The following is a 23,427-nucleotide window of genomic DNA, read 5'->3' as shown; positions in this document are numbered from 1 at the left end:
GCTTGAGAAGGGGCCCGGGTGTTTGACACACCTTTTCTTCTGGCTGCCTCCGGGGCCTCAATTGCAATGTGTTGTATCAGTGCGAAAGAGCGCACTTCTGGAGGTCTATATTGCCGTAGAGTCCGTGTTGGCGGGTAGTTGCGGCAGCCTGTGAAGCCGTTCATAAACCGGCTCAAAATCCGGCGCGGTTTTATCAAACAGCTCCTGAAAGCTGTTGATCACGAAGTAGGTCTGCTGGTAGCTGTCGATCTTGTACCGGGTGCGCATGGTGCGCTCAATGTCGAGCGGCAGGCGCTGGGGTTCGGGACTTTGCACTGAATAACGCAGCTCGCCCGAAGAGCTCAGAATGCCGGCGCCGTAAGCCCGCAGTCCGTCTTTTTGCTGGATCAGCCCGAACTCAATCGTGTACCAGTAGAGGCGGCTCAGCTGCTCGCAGGCGCCCAGCCCGTGGGCCTTGAGCCCGCCCTTACCGTACTCCTGCATGTGGTCGGCAAACACCGGGTTGAACAGCAGCGGCACATGGCCGAACAGGTCGTGAAACACGTCGGGCTCGACGATGTAGTCGAACTCTTCCGGCTTGCGTATCCAGTCGGTCACCGGAAACTTGCGGTTGGCCAGCAGCGTGAAAAACGGCACCTCCGGAATCAGGCCCGGCACGGTGACAATTTCCCAGCCGGTGGCTTTGCGCAGGCGCTGGTTGATGTCCTCGAAGCGTGGGATGTGGTCGCTCGCGCCCAGCGAGGGCAGGGCGGTGATGAACTCGTCGCAGGCCAAGCCAGGCAGCAGCGCCGCCTGGCGCGCGTACAGGCGCCGGTAGGTGTCGTGGTTAGCTGCGGTGTAGCTGTCGTAGTCTTGCGGGCAGGTGTAGTCAGCGCCAGCACGTGTGTAGTCGCCGCGTGGCGGGCGCTCGCTGGCCCCATAAACAACAGGATCAACAGCCATTCAGAAGCTCCCGAATTCGGATTTGCCCGTCATCCCGAACTTGATCTGGGATCCAGATTTCATGCGCCACCATCTTGGCCTGCGAGGCATGGATTGCGGGTCGAGCCCGCAATGACAGATTTCAAGGGTCATCGACGTTTACGCTTTTTCCAGAACACCACGCCGCATCTGGTCCAGCTCCATGCTTTCAAACAGCGCCTTGAAGTTGCCTTCGCCAAACCCCTGGTTGCCCTTGCGCTGGATGAACTCGAAGAAGATCGGGCCGAGCTGGTTCTCGCTGAATATCTGCAGCAGCAACTCGCCCGGCGCGCCGTCCACCAGGATGTTGCGCGCTTGCAGCTCGGCCACGTTTTCGCCATGGGCGGGGATGCGTTTGTCGAGCAGTTCGTAATAGGTGTCGCCGGTGTTCAGCAGCTTCATGCCGCTGAGCTGCAGCGAATCGACCGTGGCGTACAGGTCGTCGGAGCCCATGGCGATGTGCTGGATGCCTTCGCCCTGGTACCTGTCGAGGTACTCCTGGATCTGGCCGGCTTTTTCATTGCCCTCTTCATTGATCGGGATGCGGATCTTGCCGCAGGGGCTGGTCATGGCCTTGCTCTTGACGCCAGTGGCCTGGCCTTCGATGTCGAAGTAGCGCACTTCGCGGAAGTTGAACAGGCGCTCGTAAAAACCCGACCATTCGGCCATGCGGCCGCGGTGCACGTTGTGGGTCAGGTGGTCGATGTAGGTCAGGCCGTGGCCGGCGGGGTTCAGCTCAGCACCCGACCCATTGGAAAGTGGTTCAAAGTCCACATCGAAGAAGCCGATGTTGCCGATGTCACCGTCTTTTGCGCCGTTCTTGCCGCGCCAGCGGTCAATGAAATAAATGATGGAGTCGCCGATGCCCTTGATGGCCGGAATGTTCAGCTCGCCGGGGCCTGCGGTGTGGGCGTAACCCCAGGCGCCCAGGCTGATCGCGCGCTCATAGGCGGCCTTGGCGTCCTGCACGCGGAAGGCGATGGCGCAGACGCTGGGGCCGTGCTGGCGCGCAAAACGCTGCGCGAAGGAATCGGGCTCGGCATTGATGATGAAGTTGATGCCGCCCTGGCGGTACAGCGTGACGTTTTTGTGGCGGTGCTTCGCAATCGGCTTGAAACCCATGCGCTCGAACACCGCGCCCATGGCGGCCGGTTCAGGTGCGGCGTATTCGATGAATTCAAAGCCGTCGGTGCCCATGGGGTTGTCCCACGCGGCAGTGGCGGTTTTGAGGGCGGGGGTGACGGGGGAAGTCATGGTGTCTCCAGGCATATACAGCTACAGGGTACAGATAGTCTGACTTTACCGGTGCCGGCCCTCACGTTTTATGCAAACCAAGGCGCTTATCTTGGCAATCACGCAGTAAACCTGCAAAATAAGCAATATGGAAGCATTGGATAAGCTGGACAGGCTCATATTGCGCAGCCTTCAGGCAGATGGGCGCGCCACTTATGAACAGATCGCCGAGCAGGTCAGTCTGTCGCCGAGCGCGGTGCTGCGCCGCGTCAAGCGACTGGAAGAAAGCGGTGTGATCGACCGTTATGTGGCGCTGGTCAAACCCGAAGCGGTCGGGCTGGGGCTGACCGCTTATATCAATGTGCGGCTGGAAAAACACACCGAATCGCACAAGCGCAATCCCATGGACCTGTTCCGTGCCAGTGTGCAGACCTGGCCCGAAGTGGTGGAGTGTGCAGCGCTGACGGGCGAGATGGACTACCTGCTGCGGGTGGTGGTGGCGGACATGGGTCATTACAGCCGCTTCATCATGGACACCCTGCTCAAACACCCCAGCGTGCAGGACTGCAAAACCAGCTTTGTGCTGGACCGCGTCAAGGCGACGACCGCCGTGCCGGTTTGAGGTGGCGCGGCCGCTTGCCTCTGGCCGGCTTGTTTTTGAGCGTGCTTGGGCGCTTATTGAGCGTTTCCGAACCATGACAGTCAGAACGCTCAATCCCTCACCCCGACCCCCTCCCAAGGGGCGAGGGTGGGAGCAGTCCAATTCACTGTCGTGTATTTGGAAAAGATCAATAATCGGGGGGTGAAATAGGGGCGGCTACCGGTTTTGGCGGTGACGATTGCCAACCGGGGCGAGCCTGGAAGCGCTCATTTGCTATTAATTTTATAGCTACTTGCGCCCATCGGTAAAGGGCTAGAGGCCAATTTGGCTTGTAATTTTAAGTTATTACCGCTCCCACCCTCTTGTGCTGCCGGCAGAGGCCCTTCAGGTTGGATTTTCTAGGGAAAACCCTTATATTGAATGCATGGTTACTCCCGGCACCCTTTTTAAAGCTTCCCTGAATGCAGGCAAGGAATTCTTCCGCCCACCTGTGGATGAAAACGTACGTCCGCCGCACAGAGCGCCCGTGATGGTGCCTATCCGTTCGATGGGCCCCAGCCACGGGGAGCGCATTGAAAAGCATTTGCTGGCGCTGGAGCCGCACGACCGCTACCTGCGCTTCGGTTACGCCGCCAGCGACGAGCAGGTTCGCCGTTATGTCGCCAGCCTCAACTTCGAGCGTGACGAAATCTTCGGCATTTACAACCGAAAACTGGAGCTGATCGCCATGGCGCATCTGGCGCTGTCGGTGGCCCCTGATCTGAAAAGCTGCGCCGAGTTTGGCGTGTCGGTGCTGCGGCACGCACGCGGCCGTGGCTATGGCGCACGGCTGTTTGACCGCGCCGTGATACACGCCCGCAATGAAGGCGTGAGCATGATGTTCATCCACGCGCTCAGCGAAAACACCGCCATGCTCAATATCGCCCGCAAGGCCGGCGCGGTGATCGAGCGCGACGGGTCTGAAAGCGAGGCCTACCTCAAGCTGCCCCCGGCCGATCTGGACTCGCGCATGACCGAGATGGTGGAAGAGCAGATCGCCCAGACCGACTACCGCCTCAAGGTTCAGGCCCAGCAGTTCTGGGGCATTCTGGCAATGGTCCAGGAAGTGCGGCGCGGCGTGCGCGACAGCCGCGACCACAAGTGAGGATGGCCCCCCCCCCACGGTTGCTCACTGCGTGTAGCGCCCCTGCCCCCGAGGGGGGCGCGGCTTGGCGGAAAAACCTCGCCCCCGCGCTGAAATTTCAATCCGCAGCGGGTTTGTAGCGCCGTGCGCTGCTGCCGTGGCGCCTGTCGGCCAGCGGCAAACCCCCTTCAGCAGCCAGGGTGTCGGCGCTTTGCTGCAGGCGCGTCAGGATGTCAGCCAGCAGGGCAATTTCCGCTGGCTGCAGGACCTGCAGCACATCCTGGTTGATCTGCCGCACCAGTGGAAAAAGCTGCGCGTGCAGGGCGCTGCCGGCGGCCGTCAGCGCCAGCCGGATCTGCCGCGCATCGCCGGCGCGGCTGCTGCGGTTGACCAGTTTTTTCTCTGTCAGGGTGGTGACCGCTTTGGAGGTGCGCGGCCGGTCCAGGTGGGCATGTTCTGCCAGCTCCGAAGAGCCCATGGGCCCGCGCGAAGCCAGCAGAGCCACGATGCGCCATTCGCGCCGGGTGATGCCGAAGCGGCCCTCGCAGTGCCGCACTACCATGCCGCCAGCGGTGGCCTGCAGTCGGCTCAAGCGGTAGAGCAGAAGGTCGTCCAGAACCTCGGGCGAGGCCAGGCGCGAAACTGCTTCAGGGGCATCAGGGGAGGCGGGCATCAGGGTTACTCCCGAGGATGATTGATTTCCGCAATCAAGGGTGGCGCCGGGACAATCGCGGCTCCAACCGGAGATTTATCATGCCACAGCCCCTGCCACCTGCTGCACCCAACCGCCGCAAAATTCTGCTCCATACCGCCGCCTGCACAGTGGCTGCGGGCCTGGCACTGCCACGCCTCGGGTGGGCCCAGACCGGGCCGATACGCATCGTGGTCGGCTACCCACCGGGCGGTGCGTCCGACCGCGCCGCGCGTATGGTGGGTGAGCGCCTGCAGCAGTTGCTCAAACGCCCGGTGATTGTTGATAACCGCGTGGGAGCAGGCGGACGCCTGGCGGCGCAGCAGCTGGTCAATACGCCGCCCGACCAGACGGTGCTGATGATCGGCAACCCGGCGGTCATGAGTGTCGCGCCGCTGATCTACAAAGACCTCAAATTCAACCCTTTGACCGACTTTGTGCCGGTGGCCGCAGTGACGGACTACGACTTTGGCGTGGCCGTCAGCTCGGCCCTGCCGGTTCGGGAGGTCTCGCACATGCTCGCCTGGATACGCGCCAACCCCGACAAGGCCAACGCGGGTGTGCCGGCCACTGGCAGCTTGCCGCACTTTTTTGCGCTGATGGTCAGCCACATGGCGCAGACCCGGGTGGAGGTGGTGGGTTATCGGGGATCAGCGCCGCTGCTTAACGACCTGATCGGCGGACAGATCCCCATTGCCTTCGATACGCTGGACTCGCTGCTGCCGCAGCACGAGGGCGGCAAGCTGCGTATTCTGGCAACGTCCGGGGCCAAACGCTCGCTCTTCTCGCCCACCGTGCCCACCTTCAAGGAACAGGGCCTGCCGCTGGTGGCCACCGGGTGGAACACGCTGTTTGCCCCGGCGACTACGCCCAAACCGATGGTGGATCTGCTGGCAAAAACCGTGCTCCAGATCATGCAAGAGCCCGACACACGCGCCAAATTTGAGGCCGCCAAAATGGTGCCGGTGGCCATGAACCAGGCCCAAACCGCTGCTGCGCTCAAGGCCTTCAATGCGCAGTGGAGCCCCGTCATCCGCCGCTCTGGCTTCAAGCCTGAGGCCTGACGAATGGACTGCTGCGCCTGATGACTTCAAGCCGTCCCAACATCATCTTCATCGTCGCTGACGACCTCGGCTACGCCGACCTGGGCTGTTATGGCGGCCGCGCACCGGTGTCGCCGGTGCTCGACGGCTTGGCCGCCAACGGCCTGAAATTCACGCAAGGCTATGCCAACTCGCCGGTGTGCTCGCCCACCCGTTTTGCGCTGATGACCGCACGTTACCAGTACCGCCTGCGCGGCGCCGCTGAAGAACCCATCAGCAGCAAAAGCCGCAGCAGCAGCACGCTGGGCTTGCCGCCCGATCACCCCACGCTGCCGTCGCTGCTGCGGCAAAGCGGTTACCGCACGGCTTTGATTGGCAAGTGGCACCTGGGTTATCCGCCGTATTTCGGGCCCTTGCGCTCGGGTTATGAAGAGTTCTTTGGCCCCATGTCCGGCGGGGTGGACTACTTCACGCATTGCGCATCGAACGGCAGCCATGACCTGTGGTTTGGCGAGGAAGAAAAAAAGGAAGACGGCTACCTGACCGACCTGATCTCGCAACGCTCGGTGGACTATGTCGACCGCATGGCAGGCGCTGCCAAAGTCGGCACGCCTTTTTTTCTGAGCATGCATTACACCGCGCCGCACTGGCCCTGGGAGACGCGCGACGATGAGGCGTTGGCGCAGGAGATCAAGGACAAGTTGTTTCACCTGCACGGCGGCAACATCCACAGTTACCGCCGCATGATTCACCACATGGATGAAGGCATTGGCCAGGTGATGAATGCCCTGCACCGTCACGGCTTGGCCGACAACACGCTGGTGGTGTTCACCAGCGACAACGGCGGCGAGCGCTTCTCCGACAGCTGGCCGCTGGTCGGCGGCAAGATGGACCTGACCGAAGGTGGCATTCGTGTGCCCTGGATTGCACATTGGCCGGCACAGATTGCAGCGGGCCAGGTCAGCGAACAGCACTGCATGACCATGGACTGGTCGGCGACCATGTTGGACGCCGCCAGCGTGTCAGCCGACGCCGCGTACCCGCTCGATGGTGTCTCGCTGTTGCCGGTGCTGGTCGATGCAGGCCATCAGTTTTCACGCCCTCTTTACTGGCGCATGAACCACCGTGATCAACGTGCGCTGCGCGACGGCAACTGGAAGTACTTGCAGGTGGACGGCAACGACTACCTCTTCAACATCCCCGCCGACGAGCGCGAACGCGCCAACCTGGCCGGCCGAGAGCCCGGCCGCCTGGCGGACATGCGTGAAGAATGGATGCGCTGGAACGACAGCATGCCGCCGATTCCAGCCGATGCCACGGTGAGCCTGGGTTATTCGGCCAAGGACATGCCGCAGCGATAGCCAGATGTCGACCCCCACGGCCGCTCACTGCGGGTGGCAATCGTCCTGTGCTTGTCGAAGGATGGCCCAAGCTGGCCTCAGCACTGATCGAAGTACGTTATCCTTGGCAGCTTACCCACTACCGCGCACCTACGTGTCCGACAACCCCCCCAGTAGACCTTCCAAGCCGGAAGACAAACGCGGCTTTCTGCAAAAGCTCGCCGAGATGCTCCACCCAGGGCCTGATTCCAAAGACGAACTGATCGAAACCCTGGTCGAAGCCCAGGACAACGATGTGATTGGCGCGCAAAGCCGCGAGATGCTGGAGGGCGTGATCCGCATGGCCGACATGACGGCCGGGGATGTGATGGTAGCCGCGCCGCGTATGGACGCCGTCAACATCGACGCGCCCTTTGACGAGTTGCTGCACCTGGTGATAGACACCGCACACTCGCGCTTTCCCGTTTACGAAAACGAGAAGGAAAACATCATCGGCATCCTGATGGCCAAGGACCTGCTCAAGCTGCAGCGCGCGCCCGAGCTCAACATTCGCGCGCTGCTGCGTCCGGCGGTGTTTGTGCCCGAAAGCAAGGGCCTGAACGACCTGCTGCGCGAGTTCCGAGGCAATCGCAATCACCTGGCTATCGTGATCGACGAGTTCGGCCGCGTTGCCGGCCTGATCACGATTGAAGACGTGCTCGAGCAGATCGTCGGCGAGATCGAGGACGAATTCGACATTGCCGAGGATGACGGCGACATCTTCGGGCTGACCGACCATACCTACCGAGTCAGCGGCGACACCTCGATCGAGCGTGTCAGCGAGGCCTTCGGGGTGAAGCTGCTGGACGCCGACTTTGAAACCATTGGCGGTCTGGTCGCGCATGAGATGGGCCATGTGCCCAAACGCGGCGAGGTGTATGGGCTGGCCGGCCTGCAGTTCACCGTGCTGCACACCAAGGGCGGCGCGGTGCGCTGGTTCAAGGTTTCGCCGGCCGCCACGGCCAGCACTCCGGCGCCATAACGACCACGCGGCATGGGACGGCAACCCATCGACAGTAGGGTGTCTTCGCTGCCTACCCTGCCGGCACTGCTTGAGCACATCGGTTTCCCCCGGCAAAAGGAAAAAGGCATTTCGCTGCTGCAACTGATCGGGGTGCTGCTCGCTGGCGGCGCGCATGCAGCCAGCATCGCCTGGCCCTTCGCGCTCGGCTTGCCGCAAGGCCAGCCGCTCTGGTGGCTGCAACTGCTGGCGCTGGCCGGACTGGCCTGGCAACTGGACCGCTGCGGGACCGTCCGGCAGGGGCTGACGCTGGGTTGGCTATTTGCCACGGCCTGGCTGTGTGGCACTTTCTGGTGGCTGTTCATCTCGCTGCACACCTATGGCGGGCTGGCCGCGCCGCTGGCTGTGCTGGCCGTCGTCGGGTTGGCGGTTTTCTTGGCCAGCTACTACGCGCTGGCCTGCGCCGTGTTTGTCGCCATCGCGCCGGCCGGCCGCACCCGCCGCGCGCTGGTGTTTGCGGCGCTGTGGCTGCTGGCCGAACTGGCGCGCGTCGAGTTTTTCACCGGCTTTCCCTGGGGCGAGGCCGGCTACGCCCATTTGAGCGGCTGGCTCGACGACTATGCGCGCTGGATCGGTGTTCACGGCATCACCTTCCTGGCCGCCTTTCTGGCCGCCAGCCTGGCTGGCTGGGGCCAGTCGCGGCGCCAGGTGTTGGTGTTTCCGCTGACGGCGCTGGTGATTGTCGGTGTGGCCGTGCTGGCGGGGCGCCCCACCTCCACGTCGGCGGGCAGCCTGCAGGTCACGCTGCTGCAGGGCAATATTCCGCAGAACGAAAAATTCCAGCCGGGCAGCGGCATGGCGACCGCCCTGCGCTGGTACGGCGAGCAGTTGCAGGGCGCAAAAACCGCGCTGGTGGTCGCACCCGAAACCGCGTTGCCGCTGTTGCCGCAGCAACTGCCCGAAGGCTACTGGGGCGCGCTGCAATCGCGTTTTGCCTCGGGCGGGCAGGCTGCGCTGATCGGTATTCCTATGGGCACTACCACCGCCGGATATGCCAACTCGGTGGTCGGGCTCAAACCGGCCTCAGCCGCCGGCGCGGCCCAGAGTTACCACTTCGACAAACACCACCTGGTGCCGTTTGGCGAGTTTGTGCCGCCGGGTTTTCGCTGGTTCATCAACCTCATGAACATCCCGCTCGGCGACTTCAGCCGCGGCGCGCTGGGCCAGCCCTCCTTCGAATGGCAGGGCCAGCGGCTGGCGCCCAACATCTGCTACGAGGATCTGTTCGGCGAGGAACTGGCCGTGGCCTTTTCCGACGCGGCGACGGCCCCGACCATCCTGGTCAACGTCAGCAACATCGCCTGGTTTGGCAATACGGTGGCGATCGACCAGCACCTGGCCATCTCGCGCATGCGCGCGCTGGAGTTTGAGCGTCCCATGGTCCGCGCCACCAACACCGGCGCCACCGTCATCATCGACCACGCCGGCAAGGTCACGCATGAGTTGCCGCGCCACACACGCGGCGCGCTGGTCGGCGAGGTCGAAGGCCGTAACGGCTTGACGCCTTATGCGCAGTGGGTCTCGCGTTTCGGGCTCTGGCCCTTCTGGGGTGGGGCCGGTGCGCTGGTGCTGTTGGCCTGGTTGGCGCGGCGCCGCCGCTAGGAGCCTGGGCGGCAGAAGGAACGTCGGCTGCAAAGCGGCCGCGACGGTCCATTTTTCACCGGCTTCTTGCCCCATAGCTACGGCTATGAGGCTGCAAACCCGGCAAAAACTGTCCTCGCCGGGGCCACTTTTCGCTTCGACGCCTTCTGCCGCCCAGACTCCTAGCGGGCACAGCCGGCGCTATAAAAAAAGGAGCTACTTTTGTCCACCAACTATGGGCTGGGGGCCGATTTGGCTTTAAAAATTAGCATACAACCTGGCCCATACGCAGCATGGTGTCCGGGGCGTGCGGCTGTGATTTCACCCCCCACGCTGCATCGCCACATAACCATCGGCTTTCTGCAAAAAACGTTTGCCGCCGACCGGCAGGTCGCGCAACAGCGCCAGCGTGCCCACGCTGAGGCCTTGGGCTGTCATCTTTCCTTGCGCTTTGAGGGTAAACCGGACAAAGCTCCGTAAAATCAAAGGTTCCGCGGGTTCAGGCCTGCCTCGTCTTTCCATTCTGGCCCTGCATCGCCGCCCACCCTATCTATGTTGACCTTTCAGCAAATCATCTTGAAGCTCCAGTCCTACTGGGACGCGCAGGGCTGCGCGCTTTTGCAGCCGTATGACATGGAAGTCGGTGCCGGTACTTCTCACACAGCCACTTTTTTGCGCGCGCTGGGTCCCGAGCCCTGGAAGGCGGCCTATGTGCAGCCCAGCCGCCGGCCCAAAGATGGCCGCTACGGGGAGAACCCGAACCGCCTGCAGCACTACTACCAGTACCAGGTGGTGCTCAAGCCCGCGCCCGCCAACATCCTGGAGCTCTACCTCGGTTCGCTGGAGGCGCTGGGTTTCGATTTGAAAAAGAACGACATCCGTTTTGTCGAGGACGACTGGGAAAACCCCACGCTGGGCGCCTGGGGTCTGGGCTGGGAAGTCTGGCTCAACGGCATGGAAGTCACGCAGTTCACCTACTTCCAGCAGGTCGGCGGCATTGACTGCAAACCCATCACCGGCGAGATCACCTACGGCCTGGAGCGCCTGGCCATGTATTTGCAGGGTGTGGACAACGTCTACAACCTGAAGTGGACCGAGAACCTCAGCTATGGCGACGTGTACAAGCAGAACGAGGTGGAGCAATCTACTTATAACTTCGAGCACAGCGACGCGGATTTTCTGTTCACAGCGTTTGCCGCGCATGAAAAGCAAGTCAAACATCTGATCGAGGTCCAGCTTGCCCTGCCGGCCTACGAGCAGGTGCTGAAAGCCGCGCACAGCTTCAACCTGCTGGACGCACGCGGCGCAATCAGCGTGACCGAACGCGCCGCCTACATCGGCCGCATCCGCAACCTGGCCCGTGCCGTGGCGCAAAGTTATTACGAAAGCCGCGAACGGCTTGACTTTCCGATGGCGCCGCGCGAGTGGGTGGAACAGATGACGAAGAAGGCTGCATGAGCCCCTGGTTGCTGTCGCGTTCTTGATGGCTATAATGTAGATACCTGTTTATACATTGAGGTGAATCATGGAGCTGCAAGTTGGCAAATGGGGCAACAGTCTGGCGCTGCGGCTACCCACTGCGTTGGTCAAACAAGTCGGCTTGCGTGAAGGCAGCCGTGTGCAGGCAGAAGTGACGGCCGGTCGTGAGTTGCGCGTCGTCAAGTCCGGTTCAGAGCCGTTGACCGCATCGCGCGCCCAACTGGCTGACGAGTTGCGTGCCATGCACAAAGACTGGCCAATGGGCCGGTCTGTCGTGCGCTGGATGCGTGACCAGGGCTACTGAACGTGAAGGTGGTTTACCTGGATACCAATGTGCTGATGGCCATGTTGTGCCCAGAGCCCGAGACCGATCAGGTGCTGGGCTGGTTTGCCCGATCAGACGGCATTGAATTGGTAAGCTGCCCGTGGAGCCGGACCGAGCTGGCAAGCGCGCTGGCCATCAAACAACGCACCAAACAGCTGAGCAAGAAAGAAGTGGAATTGGCGGGCCAAAAAGGCCTGTCCATACTGGCATCGACGCGGTGTGAGCTGGTCGAAACGATTGACTTTGACGAGGCTGCGGTTTTGTGCGCCCAGTCAGGCACCAACTTGAGAGCGCCGGACGCCCTGCATCTGAGCCTGGCCAGGCGCACGGGCTGCACAGCGCTGGCAAGCATGGATGTTGTGATGCAAAAGGCTGCAAAAAAGTTGGGGCTGCGCACAGTGAATTTTTCTGGAAAAGTGTGAATGAAAAATCTCCTTGTTGAACTGTTTGTGGAAGAACTGCCGCCCAAGGCGCTCAAAAAATTGGGCGATGCGTTTGCCGGTGTGCTGTTCGAACAGCTGAAAACCCAGGGGCTGACGACGCCCGGATCGGTCCTTACAAGTTTTGCCTCCCCACGCCGCCTGGCCGCGCATGTGACTGCTGTTGCTGCGCAAGGCGCCGACAAGGCGGTGTCACAAAAACTCATGCCGGTGGCGGTGGGGCTGGATGTATCGGGCAAGGCCACGCCGGCGCTGCTCAAGAAACTACAGGCGCTGGGCGCCGACGCTTCTGCCGTGGGGGGCCTGAAAAAAGCCATGGACGGCAAAGCCGAAGCCTTGTTCTACGACAGCAACGTCAAGGGCGCCACTCTCGTCGAAGGCTTGCAGAAAGCCCTGCTTGAGGCGATTGCCAAGTTGCCAATTCCCAAGGTCATGACCTACCAGTTGGCCGACGGCTGGAGCGATGTGAAGTTTGTGCGTCCCGTGCATCGCCTCATCGCACTGCATGGTGAGACTGTCCTCGGCGTCAAAGCCCTCGGGCTTGAAGCCAGCAACATGACCGAAGGCCACAGATTTGAATCGGATGTAAAGGCCTTTGCAATTCGGGAGGCGGATAGCTACGAAGTGCAGATGCTGGAACAAGGCAAGGTGATCGCAAGTTATTCGAAGCGCAAGACCGAGATCGCCAAACAACTTGCGGCAGCCGCCGCCAAAGTTGGCGGCGGTGTCAAGGCCATCGACGACGAAGCGCTGCTGGATGAAGTGACCGCGCTGGTCGAGCGTCCCAATGTGCTGGTCTGCGAATTTGAGAAAGAGTTTCTGGACGTGCCACAGGAATGCCTGATCCTCACCATGAAGGCCAACCAGAAATACTTTCCACTGCTCGAAGCCTCCGGCAAGCTGAGCAACAAGTTTCTGGTGGTCAGCAACATCAGCCCCGCAGACGCGAGTGTCGTGATTCAGGGCAACGAGCGCGTGGTGCGTCCGCGTCTGGCCGATGCCAAGTTTTTCTTTGACCAGGACCGCAAGAAGACACTGGCTTCGCGCGTCGAAGGCCTGGGCAAGGTCGTGTATCACAACAAGTTGGGCTCGCAGGGCAATCGCATCAAGCGTGTGCGTGCGATCGCCGAGGCCATTGCCAATCGCATCGACGCCGGACGGGTTGTTGACGTGCAGCGCGCCGCCGAGCTGGCCAAGACCGACCTGGTGACCGACATGGTCGGCGAGTTTCCAGAGTTGCAGGGCATCATGGGCCGGTACTACGCGCTCAATGACGGCCTGAGTGTTGACGTTGCCGATGCGATTGAAGACCACTACAAGCCGCGCTTTGCCGGTGACGACTTGCCGCGCAACACCGTCGGCGTGATCGTCGCGCTGGCGGACAAGCTGGAAACTCTGGTCGGCATGTTTGGCATCGGCAATTTTCCGACCGGTGACAAGGACCCGTTTGCATTGCGGCGACACGCGCTGGGCGTGATTCGCATGCTGGTTGAAAAAGACCTGCCTCTGGGGCTGGTCGAACTGGTCGAAGGCGCCCAGCCGGTGTTCGGCGAGAAGATTCAGGATGCGTCCAGCGCGCTGGTCGAATTTATCTATGACCGCCTCGCCGGTTCCTTGCGCGAGCAGGGCTACAGCGCTCAGGAAGTCGATGCCGTGCTGGCGTTGCGCCCGCAGCGCCTCGGCGATGTCCCCAAACGCCTCGCCGCCGTACGCGCCTTCGCCGCTTTGCCCGAAGCCCCTGCGTTGGCCTCCGCCAACAAACGCATCAGCAATATTCTCAAAAAAACCGACGGCGCGGACGCCCATGTCAGCGAGTTGCTGCTGCAGGAGCCGGCTGAGAAAGCCTTGCATGCCGCGATGAAGCAGGTGGCACCGCAGGCCAGCGCGCAGTTTGACGCCGGCGACTACGCAGCCTCGCTGCAAACCCTGGCTGCGCTGCGTGAGCCGGTGGACGCTTTCTTCGAAGGCGTGATGGTCAATGCTGAACAAACCGACTTGCGCCTGAACCGTCTTGGCTTGCTGGCCACGCTGCATGCGGCGATGAACCGTGTGGCTGACTTGTCGAAGTTGGCAAGCTGATCGTTCGGCTCGATAATCACCCCATGCCATCGACACAGCAGCTCAACGCCTTCACGCAGGCCTTTCATCGCGCCGCCATTCCCCGGCTTGCGGCAGAGCCTGAGCTTGTCGAGCGCGCGTTGCACACCTTGAAGCGCTGGCACGATCAGCGGGGCCCGAGCGCATCCGATCCTTACCTGGACGAATGGCAGGCATTGCTCAGTGGCGATCTGGATGTATTGCTCGATCAGGTCTGCGCAGACAGCGACCGTGCTGCCACCTTGCGCAATGTGTCTCCGCTGGGCTTTGTGCTGACGCCCGCCGAGAGGCAGGCGTTGCGCGCGCAAAGCGCCGCATAGTTTTCATGCAGCGCAGTGAACTTGCCCATGTGCTGCGTGCCAGCTCGGCCATAGCCAACGAAACCAGCTTTGTTCTGGTCGGCAGCCAGGCTATCTTGTTGCTGCTGGATGATCCACCCGCCCTGCTGCTGCGGTCAACCGAGATTGACCTTTACCCGGCGCTGCACCCTGAAAAATCGGATCTGATCGATGGCGCCATTGGGGCGTTGTCCACCTTTCACGATACCTTCGGATACCACGCGGATGGCGTCGGTCCAGAATCCGCCAGTCTGCCTAAGGACTGGATGGACAGGGCGGTATTGACTTACGTCGGTGAGGTGACCGCCATCTGCCCTGACATACACGACCTGGCCACCTCCAAATGCGCGGCGGGCAGGCCAAAGGACGCCGATTACGTTCGTACGCTGCTACAGCACCAGTTGGTGAAGCTGGATGTTCTGGTTGCGCGTATTGGCCTTCTGGATGCCGCCAAACACGACCTTGCGCACATCATCCAGTGGACCCAGCGCCGCGCCCAGGAAGCAGCCGGGGTAGGCCAGCCATGATGGATATCAAACTGGCCTGGCGCGCCTGGAAAACACGCTACCGCGATCAGGTGTTTGAGCTGCGCGCGATTCGGCAAGCGCTGCGCGGCGGCGGTGTGGCTTTGGATGTGGGTGCCAACAAGGGCAGTTACCTGTATTCGATGGCGCGCTGGGCCGGCACGGCGCAAGTGGTGGCGTTTGAGCCGCAGCGCACGCTGGCGCAGTACCTGGCGGGCGCCTGCCAGCGCAGCGGTTTGACCAACGTCACTGTCGAAAACCTGGCGCTGTCCAACCAGCAGGGCGAGCTCCAGCTGTTTGTGCCCGGCAACAGCCATTCGCCGGGCGCGTCGCTGGAGGCCAGCATTGCCGACAAGACCGATTGCCACACGGAAACGGTGCGCGTCACGACGCTTGACGCCTATGCTGCAGAAAAATTGCATGCGCCGGTGCGCGTGATCAAGATGGATGTCGAAGGTCATGAGCTGGCGGTGCTGCAGGGCGCGCTGACGCTGATCCGGCGCGACAAGCCGCTGCTGGTGATCGAGTGCGAAGGCCGCCACCTGCCGTCCGGCAAAACCGTGCAGGACTTCATCACGCTGGTGGAGTCGCTCGGGTACAGCGCGACGCTGGCCATGCCGGGCATCGGCGAGTTGCCAGCGGCAGAGTTTCGCGAGGCGCTGCACCAGAGGCAGGCGGGCGAGCGTTTCTGGGACGCCAAGGACTATTACAACAACTTCATTTTCAGACCCAGGGCGGAGCCCGCATGAAACTTGTCATCCTCGACCGCGACGGAACCATCAACCGCGATAGCGACGACTACGTCAAGGCGCCGGAAGAGTGGGAGCCCTTGCCGGGTGCGCTGGAAGCCATCGCCCGGCTCACGCACGCCGGCTGGCATGTGGTGATTGCTTCGAACCAATCGGGGCTGGGCCGCGGCCTGTTTGACGTGGCGTCACTCAACGCCATGCACGCCAAGATGCACAAGTTGTTGGCTGCGCAGGGCGGACGCATCGACGCGGTGTTTTATTGTCCGCACAGCCCGGAAGAAAGCTGCACTTGTCGCAAGCCGCTGCCCGGCCTGTTCGAGCAGATCGGCGCGCGCTTTGGTGTGCCACTCAAGGGCGTGCCAACCGCCGGCGACTCGGTGCGAGACCTGCTGGCCGGTGCCGCAGCCGGCTGCGAGCCGCACCTGGTGCTGACCGGCAAGTCCGAGCCCTACAAGGACGGTGGACAGCCCGAGGGCCTGCCTGAAGGCACGCGCCTGCACGCCGACCTGGGTGCCTTCGTAGAGTTTGTCCTGAGCCGCACTGCGGCCCCCTGATGCTATAAAAACAATAGCTGCTTGCGCCCGCTGTACATGGGCTAGAGCCCTGAAACATATCAATTTGATTGAGAAGACACACCATGCTCCTGATCCGCTCCATCCTGCATCTTCTGTGGATGACTGTCACCGTGATCCCGTGGGGGCTGGCTGTCCTGATTTTTTCGCTGTTCGGCAGCAGCACGCAGATTTACTGGTTGTGCGCCGGCTGGCTGCGGGTGGCGGTCAGCGGCGGCACCGTCATCCTCGGCATTAAAAACCGGGTGACTGGCATGGAAAACCTGCCGACCGGCGAGACCAGCGCCGCCGTGCTGCTGCTCAAGCACCAGAGCACCTGGGAGACGTTTTCGATGCCGACCCTGATGCCCCACCCGCTGGCCTATGTGTTCAAGAAAGAGTTACTGTACGTGCCGTTTTTCGGTTGGGCCATGTCCCGCATGGACATGATTCACATCGACCGCAGCCAGCGCGCGCAGGCCTTCAACAAGGTGGTTGAGCAGGGCCGCCGGCTGATGAGTCAAGGCGTCTGGGTCATCATGTTCCCCGAAGGCACGCGCATAGAACGCGGGCAGCAGGGCGTCTACAAGACCGGCGGCACGCGGCTGGCGATAGAAATTGGCGCGCCGGTGATCCCGATCGCCGTGACCTCGGCCAAATGCTGGCCGCGCAAGGCCTTTATCAAAAAGCCGGGCATCGTTGACATCTCGATCGGCAAGCCGATCAGCAGCGTCGGCCGCAAGCCGGAAGAGTTGATGCAGGAAGTCCAGGCCTGGATAGAAGCCGAGATGCGGCGCCTGGACCCAGAAGCCTATCCGGAGACTGCCGGCGCGAAGGTTTGATGCGGGGCTGCAGCGCTAAACTGCCATGATGCAAAGGCTTCTCCAGTTCACGCTTGACCTGTTTGACAGCGCGCCAGCCAGCCCGGCTGGCTCACGCCTTCGCTGGACCCGAAAAAAACAGTCAAATCGGCCTCCAGCCCATACCTCGCCTGCACAAACAGCTCCTGAAAAGATAGCAATTCTGACGGCTGAGGATCTGTTGCCCGCGCAGACCTTGCAGCAGGTGTTGGCACCCGCCACCTACCGCCACCCGGCGGCCACGCGCGAAGCGCTGCTCGGTGACATGGTCGTGGCTTACCAGTTTCGGCGTGGCAAGCGCCGCACCATCGGCTTTTCGGTGGGTGCCGAGGGGCTGGTGGTCAGCGCGCCCAAATGGGTGCCGCTGCATGAAGTCGACAAGGCCGTGCAGGAGAAAACCAGCTGGATCGTGGCCAAGCTGCAAGAAACCCGTGCGCGACACGACCGACTCGAAGCCGCCCGCATCGAGTGGCGCGACGGCACGACGCTGCCTTTTCTCGGCGATATGGTGACGCTGGTGATCGACCCGCGCCACGCCTTCGGCGGCGTTGGCGGCGAACTCAAAACATCCTCAGACGGCGACCTCGCTTCGCCGCAGAAAACCCTGCACATTGGCCTGGCGCACGATGCCACGGCCGAGCAGATACGCGACTCGGTGCAAGCCTGGTTGATGCGGCAGGCCAAACAAATTTTTACCGAGCGCCTGAACCACTTTGCCCCCCATCTGGGCGTGCAATGGCGCAAACTCAGTCTGAGCAGCGCGGGCACCCGCTGGGGCAGTGCCAGCGCCGACGGCGCGATACGGCTGAACTGGCGGCTGATTCATTTCAAGCTTTCGGTGATCGACTATGTGGTGGTCCACGAGTTGAGCCACTTGCGTGTGATGGACCACAGCCCCCGCTTCTGGGAGACGGTGCGCACTGTGGTGCCCGACTATGCCGAGTTGCGCAGCCAGTTGAAGGCTGAAGCTGTGCCGCGCTGGTGACCGGCACAGGGCAGGCTTTGGGGTGAACGGACCGCCGAAAAGGCATGGCGCAAAACTACGGCTGGACAAGTTTGTTAACTTCTGTAATATGACAAAGTTGATGAAAATGACAGCAAAAGACAATAGAGAGCAAGCAGAGCGCAAACAAAGAGCAAACAGTGCAGAGAAGGTCTTATGAACGACAACCCGATTCTTGTAGTGGAAGACAACCCCGACCACCTGGAACTGACTGTGCTGACGCTGCAGGAGCAAGGTGCGGACACCGCCATCGTCACGGCGCGTGATGGCGCCGAAGCGCTCGACTATTTGTTTGGCCAGGGCGCGCATGCGGGCCGTGACACAAACAAGCAGCCGGCCTTCATCCTGCTGGACATGAAGCTGCCCAAGCTGTCGGGGCTGGACGTTCTGCGCAGCGTGCGCGCCAACCCGCTCACGGCCCTGGTGCCGGTGGTCATGCTGACCTCGTCCAGCGAGCAGTCTGACATCATCGCCTGCTACCAAAGCGGCGCCAACGGGTTTGTCCGCAAGCCCATTGATTTTGGTGACTTCACCGAAAAATTAAGCCGCTTGCAGCACTACTGGCTCCGCGTCAACGAGTCCATCGCGACGGTTTGAGCGCCGCCGCTAGGCGTCTGGGCGGCCCGGCCTTTCGCGGGCCGGGGCTTTCTTTGCTTGCCTGATGGCCGGGTGATTTACAGTCGGGTCCATCAACATAGCTGAAAGCACCATGAAGGCCAGGATCAGTTTGCGCGCGCGTATTGTCATGCTGGTGGTCGTGGCGATTGTTCCGCTGTTTGGCATGTCCACCCTCACGGCGCTGCACACTGCTGACGCCCAGGTGGAACGCGCCAAGAATGATCTTCGCTTCGCCGCGTCGCTGGCTGCAGCCAGCCAGGAGCGGGTGGCGGACTCCGCCCGCCAGGTCCTGACGCTCATCGCGTCCCTGCCGGATATCCAGGACGCCGGCGACACCGATTGCGACCGCCATTTTTCACGTCTGTCCCGAGGGCTCCCGGAGTATGCCAACCTGGGCCTGATCGGGCTTGACGGCCAGACCCGTTGCCACGCCCTGGGCAGCGGCAGGAATGTCTATCTGGGTGACCAGACCTATTTTCACGATGCCCTTCAACTACGCCGTTTTGTGGTCGGTAGCTACGCTGTGGGCCCGCTGGCGAACAAACCTGTTCTGACTTACGCCCTGCCGGTGATCGACGCCGCAGACAAGGTCACTGGGGTGGTGTTTGCCTCGTTTGACCTTGTTGAGATGGGCCGGCTGATTGGCGGCATACAACTGCCGTCCGGCGCAGCCCTGGGGATCCAGGACCGCGAGGGTAGGTTGCTGGCAGGCAAGCCGAAACTTCCCATCAATGTTGGCGACATGGTGCGAAGTCCGGTGTTGCAGGAGGCCGTGAAGAGCCTGAGCACGGGTGTTCGCGAAGGCCTGGACGGCGCCGGCCACGATCGGCTGTGGGCCTTCATGCCCAGCAGTCCCCGCATCGAGGCATCGGTTTTTGTGTCCGTGAGCATGGACCGCAACCTGATCGTGGGGCCGGGTCACAAACACCTCTGGCTGGAACTGGTGGTGCTGGCGCTGGTCGCCTTTCTGGGCGGGTGGGTGGCCTGGATGATAGGCGGCGCGGCCATTGTGGGGCCGACGCGCCAGATCCTCGACGCGACGCGTCAGCTGGAAGAAGGCCATCTCAATGTCCGCATCCCGCTTCGTCCTAACACCCACCAGGGGGAGTTCGCGAGGATTGCCGCAGGCTTCAACCTGATGGCCGACTCGCTTGAGCAGCGTGAACGTGACGTGGAAAAAGAGTTGGCCCGCAGCCGGCAGGCCTACGCGACGCTGGAGCTGACCGTCAACAGCATGCAGGAGGGCCTGTTGGCGATTGACACCACCGGTCGGCCGCTGCTGATCAACGAAACGGCTGCCCAGCTGTTTGGCATCGGCGAGATGTCCATGGTCCTGTCCCCGCGCTGGCCAGAGCGACAGGGCCTGTTTGTTCCCGGCACGCAAACGCTGTTCAGCTTCGAGCAACTTCCCTTGTACAGGGCTTTGCAGGGCAACAGCGGTGGGCCCTTGCACATCCTCGTGGACAAGCAGCGCGAAGCCGAGGGGCGGTTGATCAGTTGCAGCTACCGGCCGATGCGTGGCCCTGACGGCATCGTCGGCGCCTTGATGGTGTTCAGCGACATCACGCACCTTGAGCGGCTGCAGATGGAGCAGACGCGCAGCTACGAGCAACTGCGCGAAGTCCAGCGCAAGCTGCTCAATGCCCAGCGCCTGGGGCGCATCGGTAACTGGGAGCTGGATATGCAAACCGGCCTGCTCTGGTGGTCGGACGAGGTGTATGTGTTGTACGGACTGGCGCGCGAGGCGTTCGACGGCAGGCCCGACACCGTGATGGGCCTGATCCATGTGGATGATCGTGCTGAGTACGGGCGTCTGCGCGAGGAGGCCGTGCGGGATGGGCTGCCGCTCGACGTTGAATATCGCATCATCATGCCGGATGGGCAGAGCCGCTGGATCCACCAGATTGGCGAGCCGCACAGCGACAGTGCGGGTACGGGCAGCTTGCGTGTCGGGGTGGTGCAGGATATCACGACGCGAAAACATGCGCAGCAAGCCGCCGCGCGAACCACGGCGATGCTCAGGCGAACCGGTGACATGGCAAAAATCGGCGGCTGGGAAGTCCTGCTCGACGGCCTGCAGCCGGTCTGGTCCGAGCAGGTCTACCGGATCTACGAGTTGGCGCCCGACACGCCGTTCAGCGTGGCGCAGGCCATGGCCTGTTACGCCCCCGAAGCGCAGCCCATTCTGCGGGCGGCTGCCCGCGCCGCCGCCGAACACGGCACCGCCTGGGACCTGGAAATGCCGATGGTGACCATGAAAGGACGGCCCATCTGGGTGCGCACCCAGGGGCTCGCGCTGATGCAGGACGGCAAGATCGTGCGCGTGGTGGGTGCACTCCAGGACATCACCGAAAAACACGAATCGCAGGAGCAGCTTCGGCTGCTGGGAACCAGCATTTCCCGCTTGAATGACATGGTGCTGATCACCGAGACCAGCCCGATTGACGAGCCTGGTCCGCGCATCGTGTTTGTCAACGATGCGTTTGTGCGCCGCACCGGCTACAGCCGTGAGGAAGCGTTGGGCCGTTCGCCGCGCTTCCTGCAGGGGCCGAAAACGCAGCGCGCCGAACTCGACCGCATAGGCGCAGCGCTCAAGCAAATGAAGCCGGTGCGCGCCGAGCTGATTAATTACAGAAAAAATGGTGAGGAGTTCTGGCTTGACCTGGACATGGTCCCCATCGCCGACGGCAAGGGCCAGTTCACGCACTTCGTGGCGGTCGAGCGCGACATCACCCGGCGCAAGCTGGCCGAGCAGGCGCTAATGAACAGCGAGCAGCGTTACGCCGCACTTTTTGAGTCATCGCCGGTGGCGATGTGGATTGTGGATATGCAGACACTGGGCTTTTTGGCCGTCAACGAAGCCGCCCTGAGTAACTATGGCTACAGCCGCGACGAGTTTTTACGCCTGACCATCTCCAACATCCTGGCGCCCGTGGAGCGCGCGGACCTGCAGCAGCACATTGCCAAAAGCAGTTCTGACATCGTTCATCGCTGGCAACATGTGGACAGTCAAGGGCGGCAGTTTCCGGTAGAGACCTTCTCGCGCGCCATCACCTACCTGGACCGGCCGGCACGTTTTGTGGTGGCCGTCAATGTCGCCGCCCAGGTCAAGGCCGAAAACGAGGTGCAAGCCTACCTGTTTACCCTGCAGCGCGCCGCCGACGCGAGCCTGGCCATCACCAGCCGCCGCACGCTGGACGCCACTCTGCAGGAAACCGTGGATCAGGCCCGAGCCGTCGTCGGCGCGCACCATGCGGTGGTGAGTCTGCTGGCCCGTGGCGAGCCAGCGTTGGTGATGAACGCCGTGTCTTTTTCAGACAAATATGCCAACTGCCGTGACTTTGTCGCCCAGTCGCATGCCAGCGGCCTCACCTCTATCGTCTGTGAAACCAACAACCCGGTGCGGCTGACCCAGGCGGAGCTGGAGGCGCATCCACGCTGGCGCGAGTTTGCTGGCGATAGGGCCCAAGTCCTGGCCATGCGGGGCTGGCTGGCCGTGCCCTTGACCGGTCGCCATGGCGAGAATGTCGGGCTGCTGCAGCTCACCGACAAATACGAGGGCGAGTTCACTTTGCAGGACCAGTTTGTGGCGGTCGAGCTCGCCCAGCTCGCCTCCATCGCGATTGAAAATGCCAAGTTGTTTGAGCAGGTGCACCAGCTCAACCTTGGGCTGGAAGAAAAAGTCGCCGAGCGGTCCGCCGCCCTGGCGCGGCAGGAAGCCTTGTTCCGGGTGCTGGCCGAGCAGGCGCCGCAGGTCATCTGGAACGCCGATGCGCAAGGCCGGCTGACCTACCTGAACCTCAAGTGGTACGAGCTGATGGGCGGCACCCCCGCTGACTGGATGGGAAACAAGTGGCTGGCCGCTGTTCATCCCGATGACCTCGACGCCTTGGCCACCAACTGGGCTTCGTCGCGCGAAAGCCTGCAGCCGTACGAGGGCATGCGGCGCCTGCTCGCGCGCGATGGGGTCTATCACACCATGTCCTACCGGGCTTCTCCCGTGCTGGACGAAGACGGCCAAGTGTTGTTCTGGGTCGGCATTGATGCAGACGTGACCGAGATCAAGGCGATTGAGACCGCCCTGCGCCTGTCTAACCAGGAATTGGAGGCTTTTTCATATTCCGTCTCGCATGACCTGCGCTCACCGCTGAACACCGTGGACGGCTTCAGCCGCCTGCTGGCCAAGCAGCTCAATGCCGGCAACACCAGTGAAAAAGTGCAGCACTACTTGTCGCGTATCCAGGCCGGCGTCGCGCAGATGGGGCGATTGATCGAGGACCTGCTTTCCCTCGCGCAGGTTTCACGCATGCAGTTGCGTGACGAAACTGTCGATCTGAGCGCGCTTGCGCGCGAGATCGCCGATGAATGCCGGGGCCGCAACCCTGAGCGCGTGGCCGACATCAGCATTGAACACGGTTTGCAGGCGCGCGGCGACGGGCGCCTGCTGCGCGTGGTGATGGAAAACCTGCTGGGCAACGCCTGGAAATTTACCTCCCAGCGGCCGCAAGCCTTGATCAAGGTTGGATTCGCAGCAGATGCCGCCGGTGTGCCGGTCTTTTTTGTCCGGGACAACGGTGCTGGCTTTGACATGGCGTATGCGGACAAACTTTTCAATACCTTTCAGCGGCTGCATGCGGTCAGTGAGTTCCCCGGCACCGGCGTGGGTCTGGCAACGGTCAGCCGGGTCATTGGGCGTCATCGGGGCCGGGTGTGGGCCGAGTCCGAGCCGGGCAAAGGTGCCACTTTCTTTTTCACCTTGCCCTCTGTCCTGCCGCTGCCTTGATGTCAGGACATAGGTGCCATAAAAAATT

Annotated in this window: 21 protein-coding genes; 18 read left to right on the top strand and 3 right to left on the bottom strand. The window is 62.1% G+C overall.

Features of this window, described 5'->3' with window-relative positions; all coding sequences use genetic code 11:
• Window positions 1-105: 105 nt before the first annotated feature.
• Together phhA and hppD are read right to left on the bottom strand one after the other, a co-directional pair.
• Window positions 106-942 (bottom strand): phenylalanine 4-monooxygenase, encoded by an 837-nt coding sequence (phhA, locus tag Q8O29_RS12330; protein WP_305563190.1) that lies wholly within the window; start codon window positions 940-942, stop codon window positions 106-108.
• A 138-nt stretch (window positions 943-1,080) separates the two neighbouring features.
• Window positions 1,081-2,214, bottom strand: a complete 1,134-nt coding sequence (hppD, locus tag Q8O29_RS12325) for a 4-hydroxyphenylpyruvate dioxygenase (protein WP_305563188.1) — start codon at window positions 2,212-2,214, stop codon at window positions 1,081-1,083.
• Between the two features lie 127 nt (window positions 2,215-2,341).
• On the opposite strand from hppD, the gene Q8O29_RS12320 reads away from it, so the two are divergent.
• Together Q8O29_RS12320 and Q8O29_RS12315 are read left to right on the top strand one after the other, a co-directional pair.
• Window positions 2,342-2,815: an Lrp/AsnC family transcriptional regulator gene (locus Q8O29_RS12320; protein WP_305563186.1), complete on the top strand. Its 474-nt coding sequence runs from the start codon at window positions 2,342-2,344 to the stop codon at window positions 2,813-2,815.
• 403 nt (window positions 2,816-3,218) lie between these two features.
• Complete coding sequence (locus tag Q8O29_RS12315; protein WP_305563184.1) at window positions 3,219-3,938, top strand: GNAT family N-acetyltransferase; 720 nt, start codon at window positions 3,219-3,221, stop codon at window positions 3,936-3,938.
• A 97-nt stretch (window positions 3,939-4,035) separates the two neighbouring features.
• Here Q8O29_RS12315 and Q8O29_RS12310 read toward each other — a convergent pair whose 3' ends face one another.
• Entirely contained in the window at window positions 4,036-4,590 is a 555-nt protein-coding gene (locus tag Q8O29_RS12310) for a MarR family winged helix-turn-helix transcriptional regulator (protein WP_305563182.1), read from the bottom strand.
• Between the two features lie 80 nt (window positions 4,591-4,670).
• On the opposite strand from Q8O29_RS12310, the gene Q8O29_RS12305 reads away from it, so the two are divergent.
• From Q8O29_RS12305 to Q8O29_RS12230, 16 genes are all read left to right on the top strand, one after another.
• Window positions 4,671-5,672, top strand: coding sequence for a tripartite tricarboxylate transporter substrate-binding protein (locus Q8O29_RS12305; RefSeq protein ID WP_305563180.1), 1,002 nt, complete (start codon window positions 4,671-4,673; stop codon window positions 5,670-5,672).
• Between the two features lie 20 nt (window positions 5,673-5,692).
• Window positions 5,693-7,012: a sulfatase gene (locus Q8O29_RS12300; protein ID WP_305563178.1), complete on the top strand. Its 1,320-nt coding sequence runs from the start codon at window positions 5,693-5,695 to the stop codon at window positions 7,010-7,012.
• Between the two features lie 133 nt (window positions 7,013-7,145).
• Complete coding sequence (locus tag Q8O29_RS12295) at window positions 7,146-8,012, top strand: HlyC/CorC family transporter (RefSeq protein WP_305563225.1); 867 nt, start codon at window positions 7,146-7,148, stop codon at window positions 8,010-8,012.
• Window positions 8,013-8,024: 12 nt separating this feature from the next.
• On the top strand, window positions 8,025-9,653 hold the full coding sequence (gene lnt, locus Q8O29_RS12290; protein WP_305563176.1) for an apolipoprotein N-acyltransferase: 1,629 nt from the start codon (window positions 8,025-8,027) through the stop codon (window positions 9,651-9,653).
• A gap of 531 nt (window positions 9,654-10,184) precedes the next feature.
• Window positions 10,185-11,090, top strand: coding sequence for a glycine--tRNA ligase subunit alpha (gene glyQ / locus Q8O29_RS12285; protein ID WP_305563174.1), 906 nt, complete (start codon window positions 10,185-10,187; stop codon window positions 11,088-11,090).
• A gap of 67 nt (window positions 11,091-11,157) precedes the next feature.
• Window positions 11,158-11,415 (top strand): AbrB/MazE/SpoVT family DNA-binding domain-containing protein, encoded by a 258-nt coding sequence (locus tag Q8O29_RS12280; RefSeq protein ID WP_305563172.1) that lies wholly within the window; start codon window positions 11,158-11,160, stop codon window positions 11,413-11,415.
• A 2-nt stretch (window positions 11,416-11,417) separates the two neighbouring features.
• Window positions 11,418-11,858 (top strand): type II toxin-antitoxin system VapC family toxin, encoded by a 441-nt coding sequence (locus Q8O29_RS12275; protein ID WP_305563170.1) that lies wholly within the window; start codon window positions 11,418-11,420, stop codon window positions 11,856-11,858.
• Complete coding sequence (gene glyS, locus Q8O29_RS12270; RefSeq protein WP_305563169.1) at window positions 11,859-13,955, top strand: glycine--tRNA ligase subunit beta; 2,097 nt, start codon at window positions 11,859-11,861, stop codon at window positions 13,953-13,955.
• A 23-nt stretch (window positions 13,956-13,978) separates the two neighbouring features.
• Window positions 13,979-14,293 carry a hypothetical protein gene (locus Q8O29_RS12265; RefSeq protein ID WP_305563167.1) on the top strand — a complete coding sequence of 105 codons (315 nt, stop codon included), beginning with the start codon at window positions 13,979-13,981 and terminating at the stop codon, window positions 14,291-14,293.
• Between the two features lie 5 nt (window positions 14,294-14,298).
• Window positions 14,299-14,838 (top strand): DUF6036 family nucleotidyltransferase, encoded by a 540-nt coding sequence (locus tag Q8O29_RS12260; protein WP_305563165.1) that lies wholly within the window; start codon window positions 14,299-14,301, stop codon window positions 14,836-14,838.
• A complete protein-coding gene (locus tag Q8O29_RS12255; protein WP_305563163.1) occupies window positions 14,835-15,584 on the top strand; it encodes an FkbM family methyltransferase in 750 nt (249 codons plus the stop codon). Before Q8O29_RS12260 ends, Q8O29_RS12255 begins: the two co-directional genes overlap by 4 nt.
• Entirely contained in the window at window positions 15,524-16,138 is a 615-nt protein-coding gene (gene gmhB, locus Q8O29_RS12250) for a D-glycero-beta-D-manno-heptose 1,7-bisphosphate 7-phosphatase (protein ID WP_305563223.1), read from the top strand. The genes Q8O29_RS12255 and gmhB overlap by 61 nt, the downstream gene beginning before the upstream one ends.
• An 83-nt stretch (window positions 16,139-16,221) precedes the next feature.
• Window positions 16,222-16,977 (top strand): 1-acyl-sn-glycerol-3-phosphate acyltransferase, encoded by a 756-nt coding sequence (locus Q8O29_RS12245; protein ID WP_305563161.1) that lies wholly within the window; start codon window positions 16,222-16,224, stop codon window positions 16,975-16,977.
• 28 nt (window positions 16,978-17,005) lie between these two features.
• Entirely contained in the window at window positions 17,006-17,980 is a 975-nt protein-coding gene (locus tag Q8O29_RS12240; RefSeq protein WP_371134228.1) for a M48 family metallopeptidase, read from the top strand.
• 174 nt (window positions 17,981-18,154) lie between these two features.
• On the top strand, window positions 18,155-18,595 hold the full coding sequence (locus tag Q8O29_RS12235) for a response regulator (RefSeq protein WP_305563157.1): 441 nt from the start codon (window positions 18,155-18,157) through the stop codon (window positions 18,593-18,595).
• 112 nt (window positions 18,596-18,707) lie between these two features.
• Window positions 18,708-23,399 (top strand): PAS domain S-box protein, encoded by a 4,692-nt coding sequence (locus Q8O29_RS12230; protein ID WP_305563155.1) that lies wholly within the window; start codon window positions 18,708-18,710, stop codon window positions 23,397-23,399.
• The last annotated feature ends 28 nt before the right edge of the window (window positions 23,400-23,427 follow it).

It is taken from the genome of Polaromonas sp. (assembly GCF_030689685.1).
Classification (GTDB): domain Bacteria; phylum Pseudomonadota; class Gammaproteobacteria; order Burkholderiales; family Burkholderiaceae_C; genus Polaromonas.
Note: the sequence above shows the minus strand (reverse complement) of the source record. Positions and strands in the feature narration are given on the sequence as shown.

Coding starts and splice junctions, on each gene's coding strand:
- phhA (WP_305563190.1), bottom strand. CDS start 942: ATGGCTGTTGATCCTGTTGTTTATGGGGCCAGCGAGCGCCCGCCACGC.
- hppD (WP_305563188.1), bottom strand. CDS start 2,214: ATGACTTCCCCCGTCACCCCCGCCCTCAAAACCGCCACTGCCGCGTGG.
- Q8O29_RS12320 (WP_305563186.1), top strand. CDS start 2,342: ATGGAAGCATTGGATAAGCTGGACAGGCTCATATTGCGCAGCCTTCAG.
- Q8O29_RS12315 (WP_305563184.1), top strand. CDS start 3,219: ATGGTTACTCCCGGCACCCTTTTTAAAGCTTCCCTGAATGCAGGCAAG.
- Q8O29_RS12310 (WP_305563182.1), bottom strand. CDS start 4,590: ATGCCCGCCTCCCCTGATGCCCCTGAAGCAGTTTCGCGCCTGGCCTCG.
- Q8O29_RS12305 (WP_305563180.1), top strand. CDS start 4,671: ATGCCACAGCCCCTGCCACCTGCTGCACCCAACCGCCGCAAAATTCTG.
- Q8O29_RS12300 (WP_305563178.1), top strand. CDS start 5,693: ATGACTTCAAGCCGTCCCAACATCATCTTCATCGTCGCTGACGACCTC.
- lnt (WP_305563176.1), top strand. CDS start 8,025: ATGGGACGGCAACCCATCGACAGTAGGGTGTCTTCGCTGCCTACCCTG.
- glyQ (WP_305563174.1), top strand. CDS start 10,185: ATGTTGACCTTTCAGCAAATCATCTTGAAGCTCCAGTCCTACTGGGAC.
- Q8O29_RS12280 (WP_305563172.1), top strand. CDS start 11,158: ATGGAGCTGCAAGTTGGCAAATGGGGCAACAGTCTGGCGCTGCGGCTA.
- glyS (WP_305563169.1), top strand. CDS start 11,859: ATGAAAAATCTCCTTGTTGAACTGTTTGTGGAAGAACTGCCGCCCAAG.
- Q8O29_RS12265 (WP_305563167.1), top strand. CDS start 13,979: ATGCCATCGACACAGCAGCTCAACGCCTTCACGCAGGCCTTTCATCGC.
- Q8O29_RS12260 (WP_305563165.1), top strand. CDS start 14,299: ATGCAGCGCAGTGAACTTGCCCATGTGCTGCGTGCCAGCTCGGCCATA.
- Q8O29_RS12255 (WP_305563163.1), top strand. CDS start 14,835: ATGATGGATATCAAACTGGCCTGGCGCGCCTGGAAAACACGCTACCGC.
- Q8O29_RS12245 (WP_305563161.1), top strand. CDS start 16,222: ATGCTCCTGATCCGCTCCATCCTGCATCTTCTGTGGATGACTGTCACC.
- Q8O29_RS12240 (WP_371134228.1), top strand. CDS start 17,006: ATGCAAAGGCTTCTCCAGTTCACGCTTGACCTGTTTGACAGCGCGCCA.
- Q8O29_RS12235 (WP_305563157.1), top strand. CDS start 18,155: ATGAACGACAACCCGATTCTTGTAGTGGAAGACAACCCCGACCACCTG.
- Q8O29_RS12230 (WP_305563155.1), top strand. CDS start 18,708: ATGAAGGCCAGGATCAGTTTGCGCGCGCGTATTGTCATGCTGGTGGTC.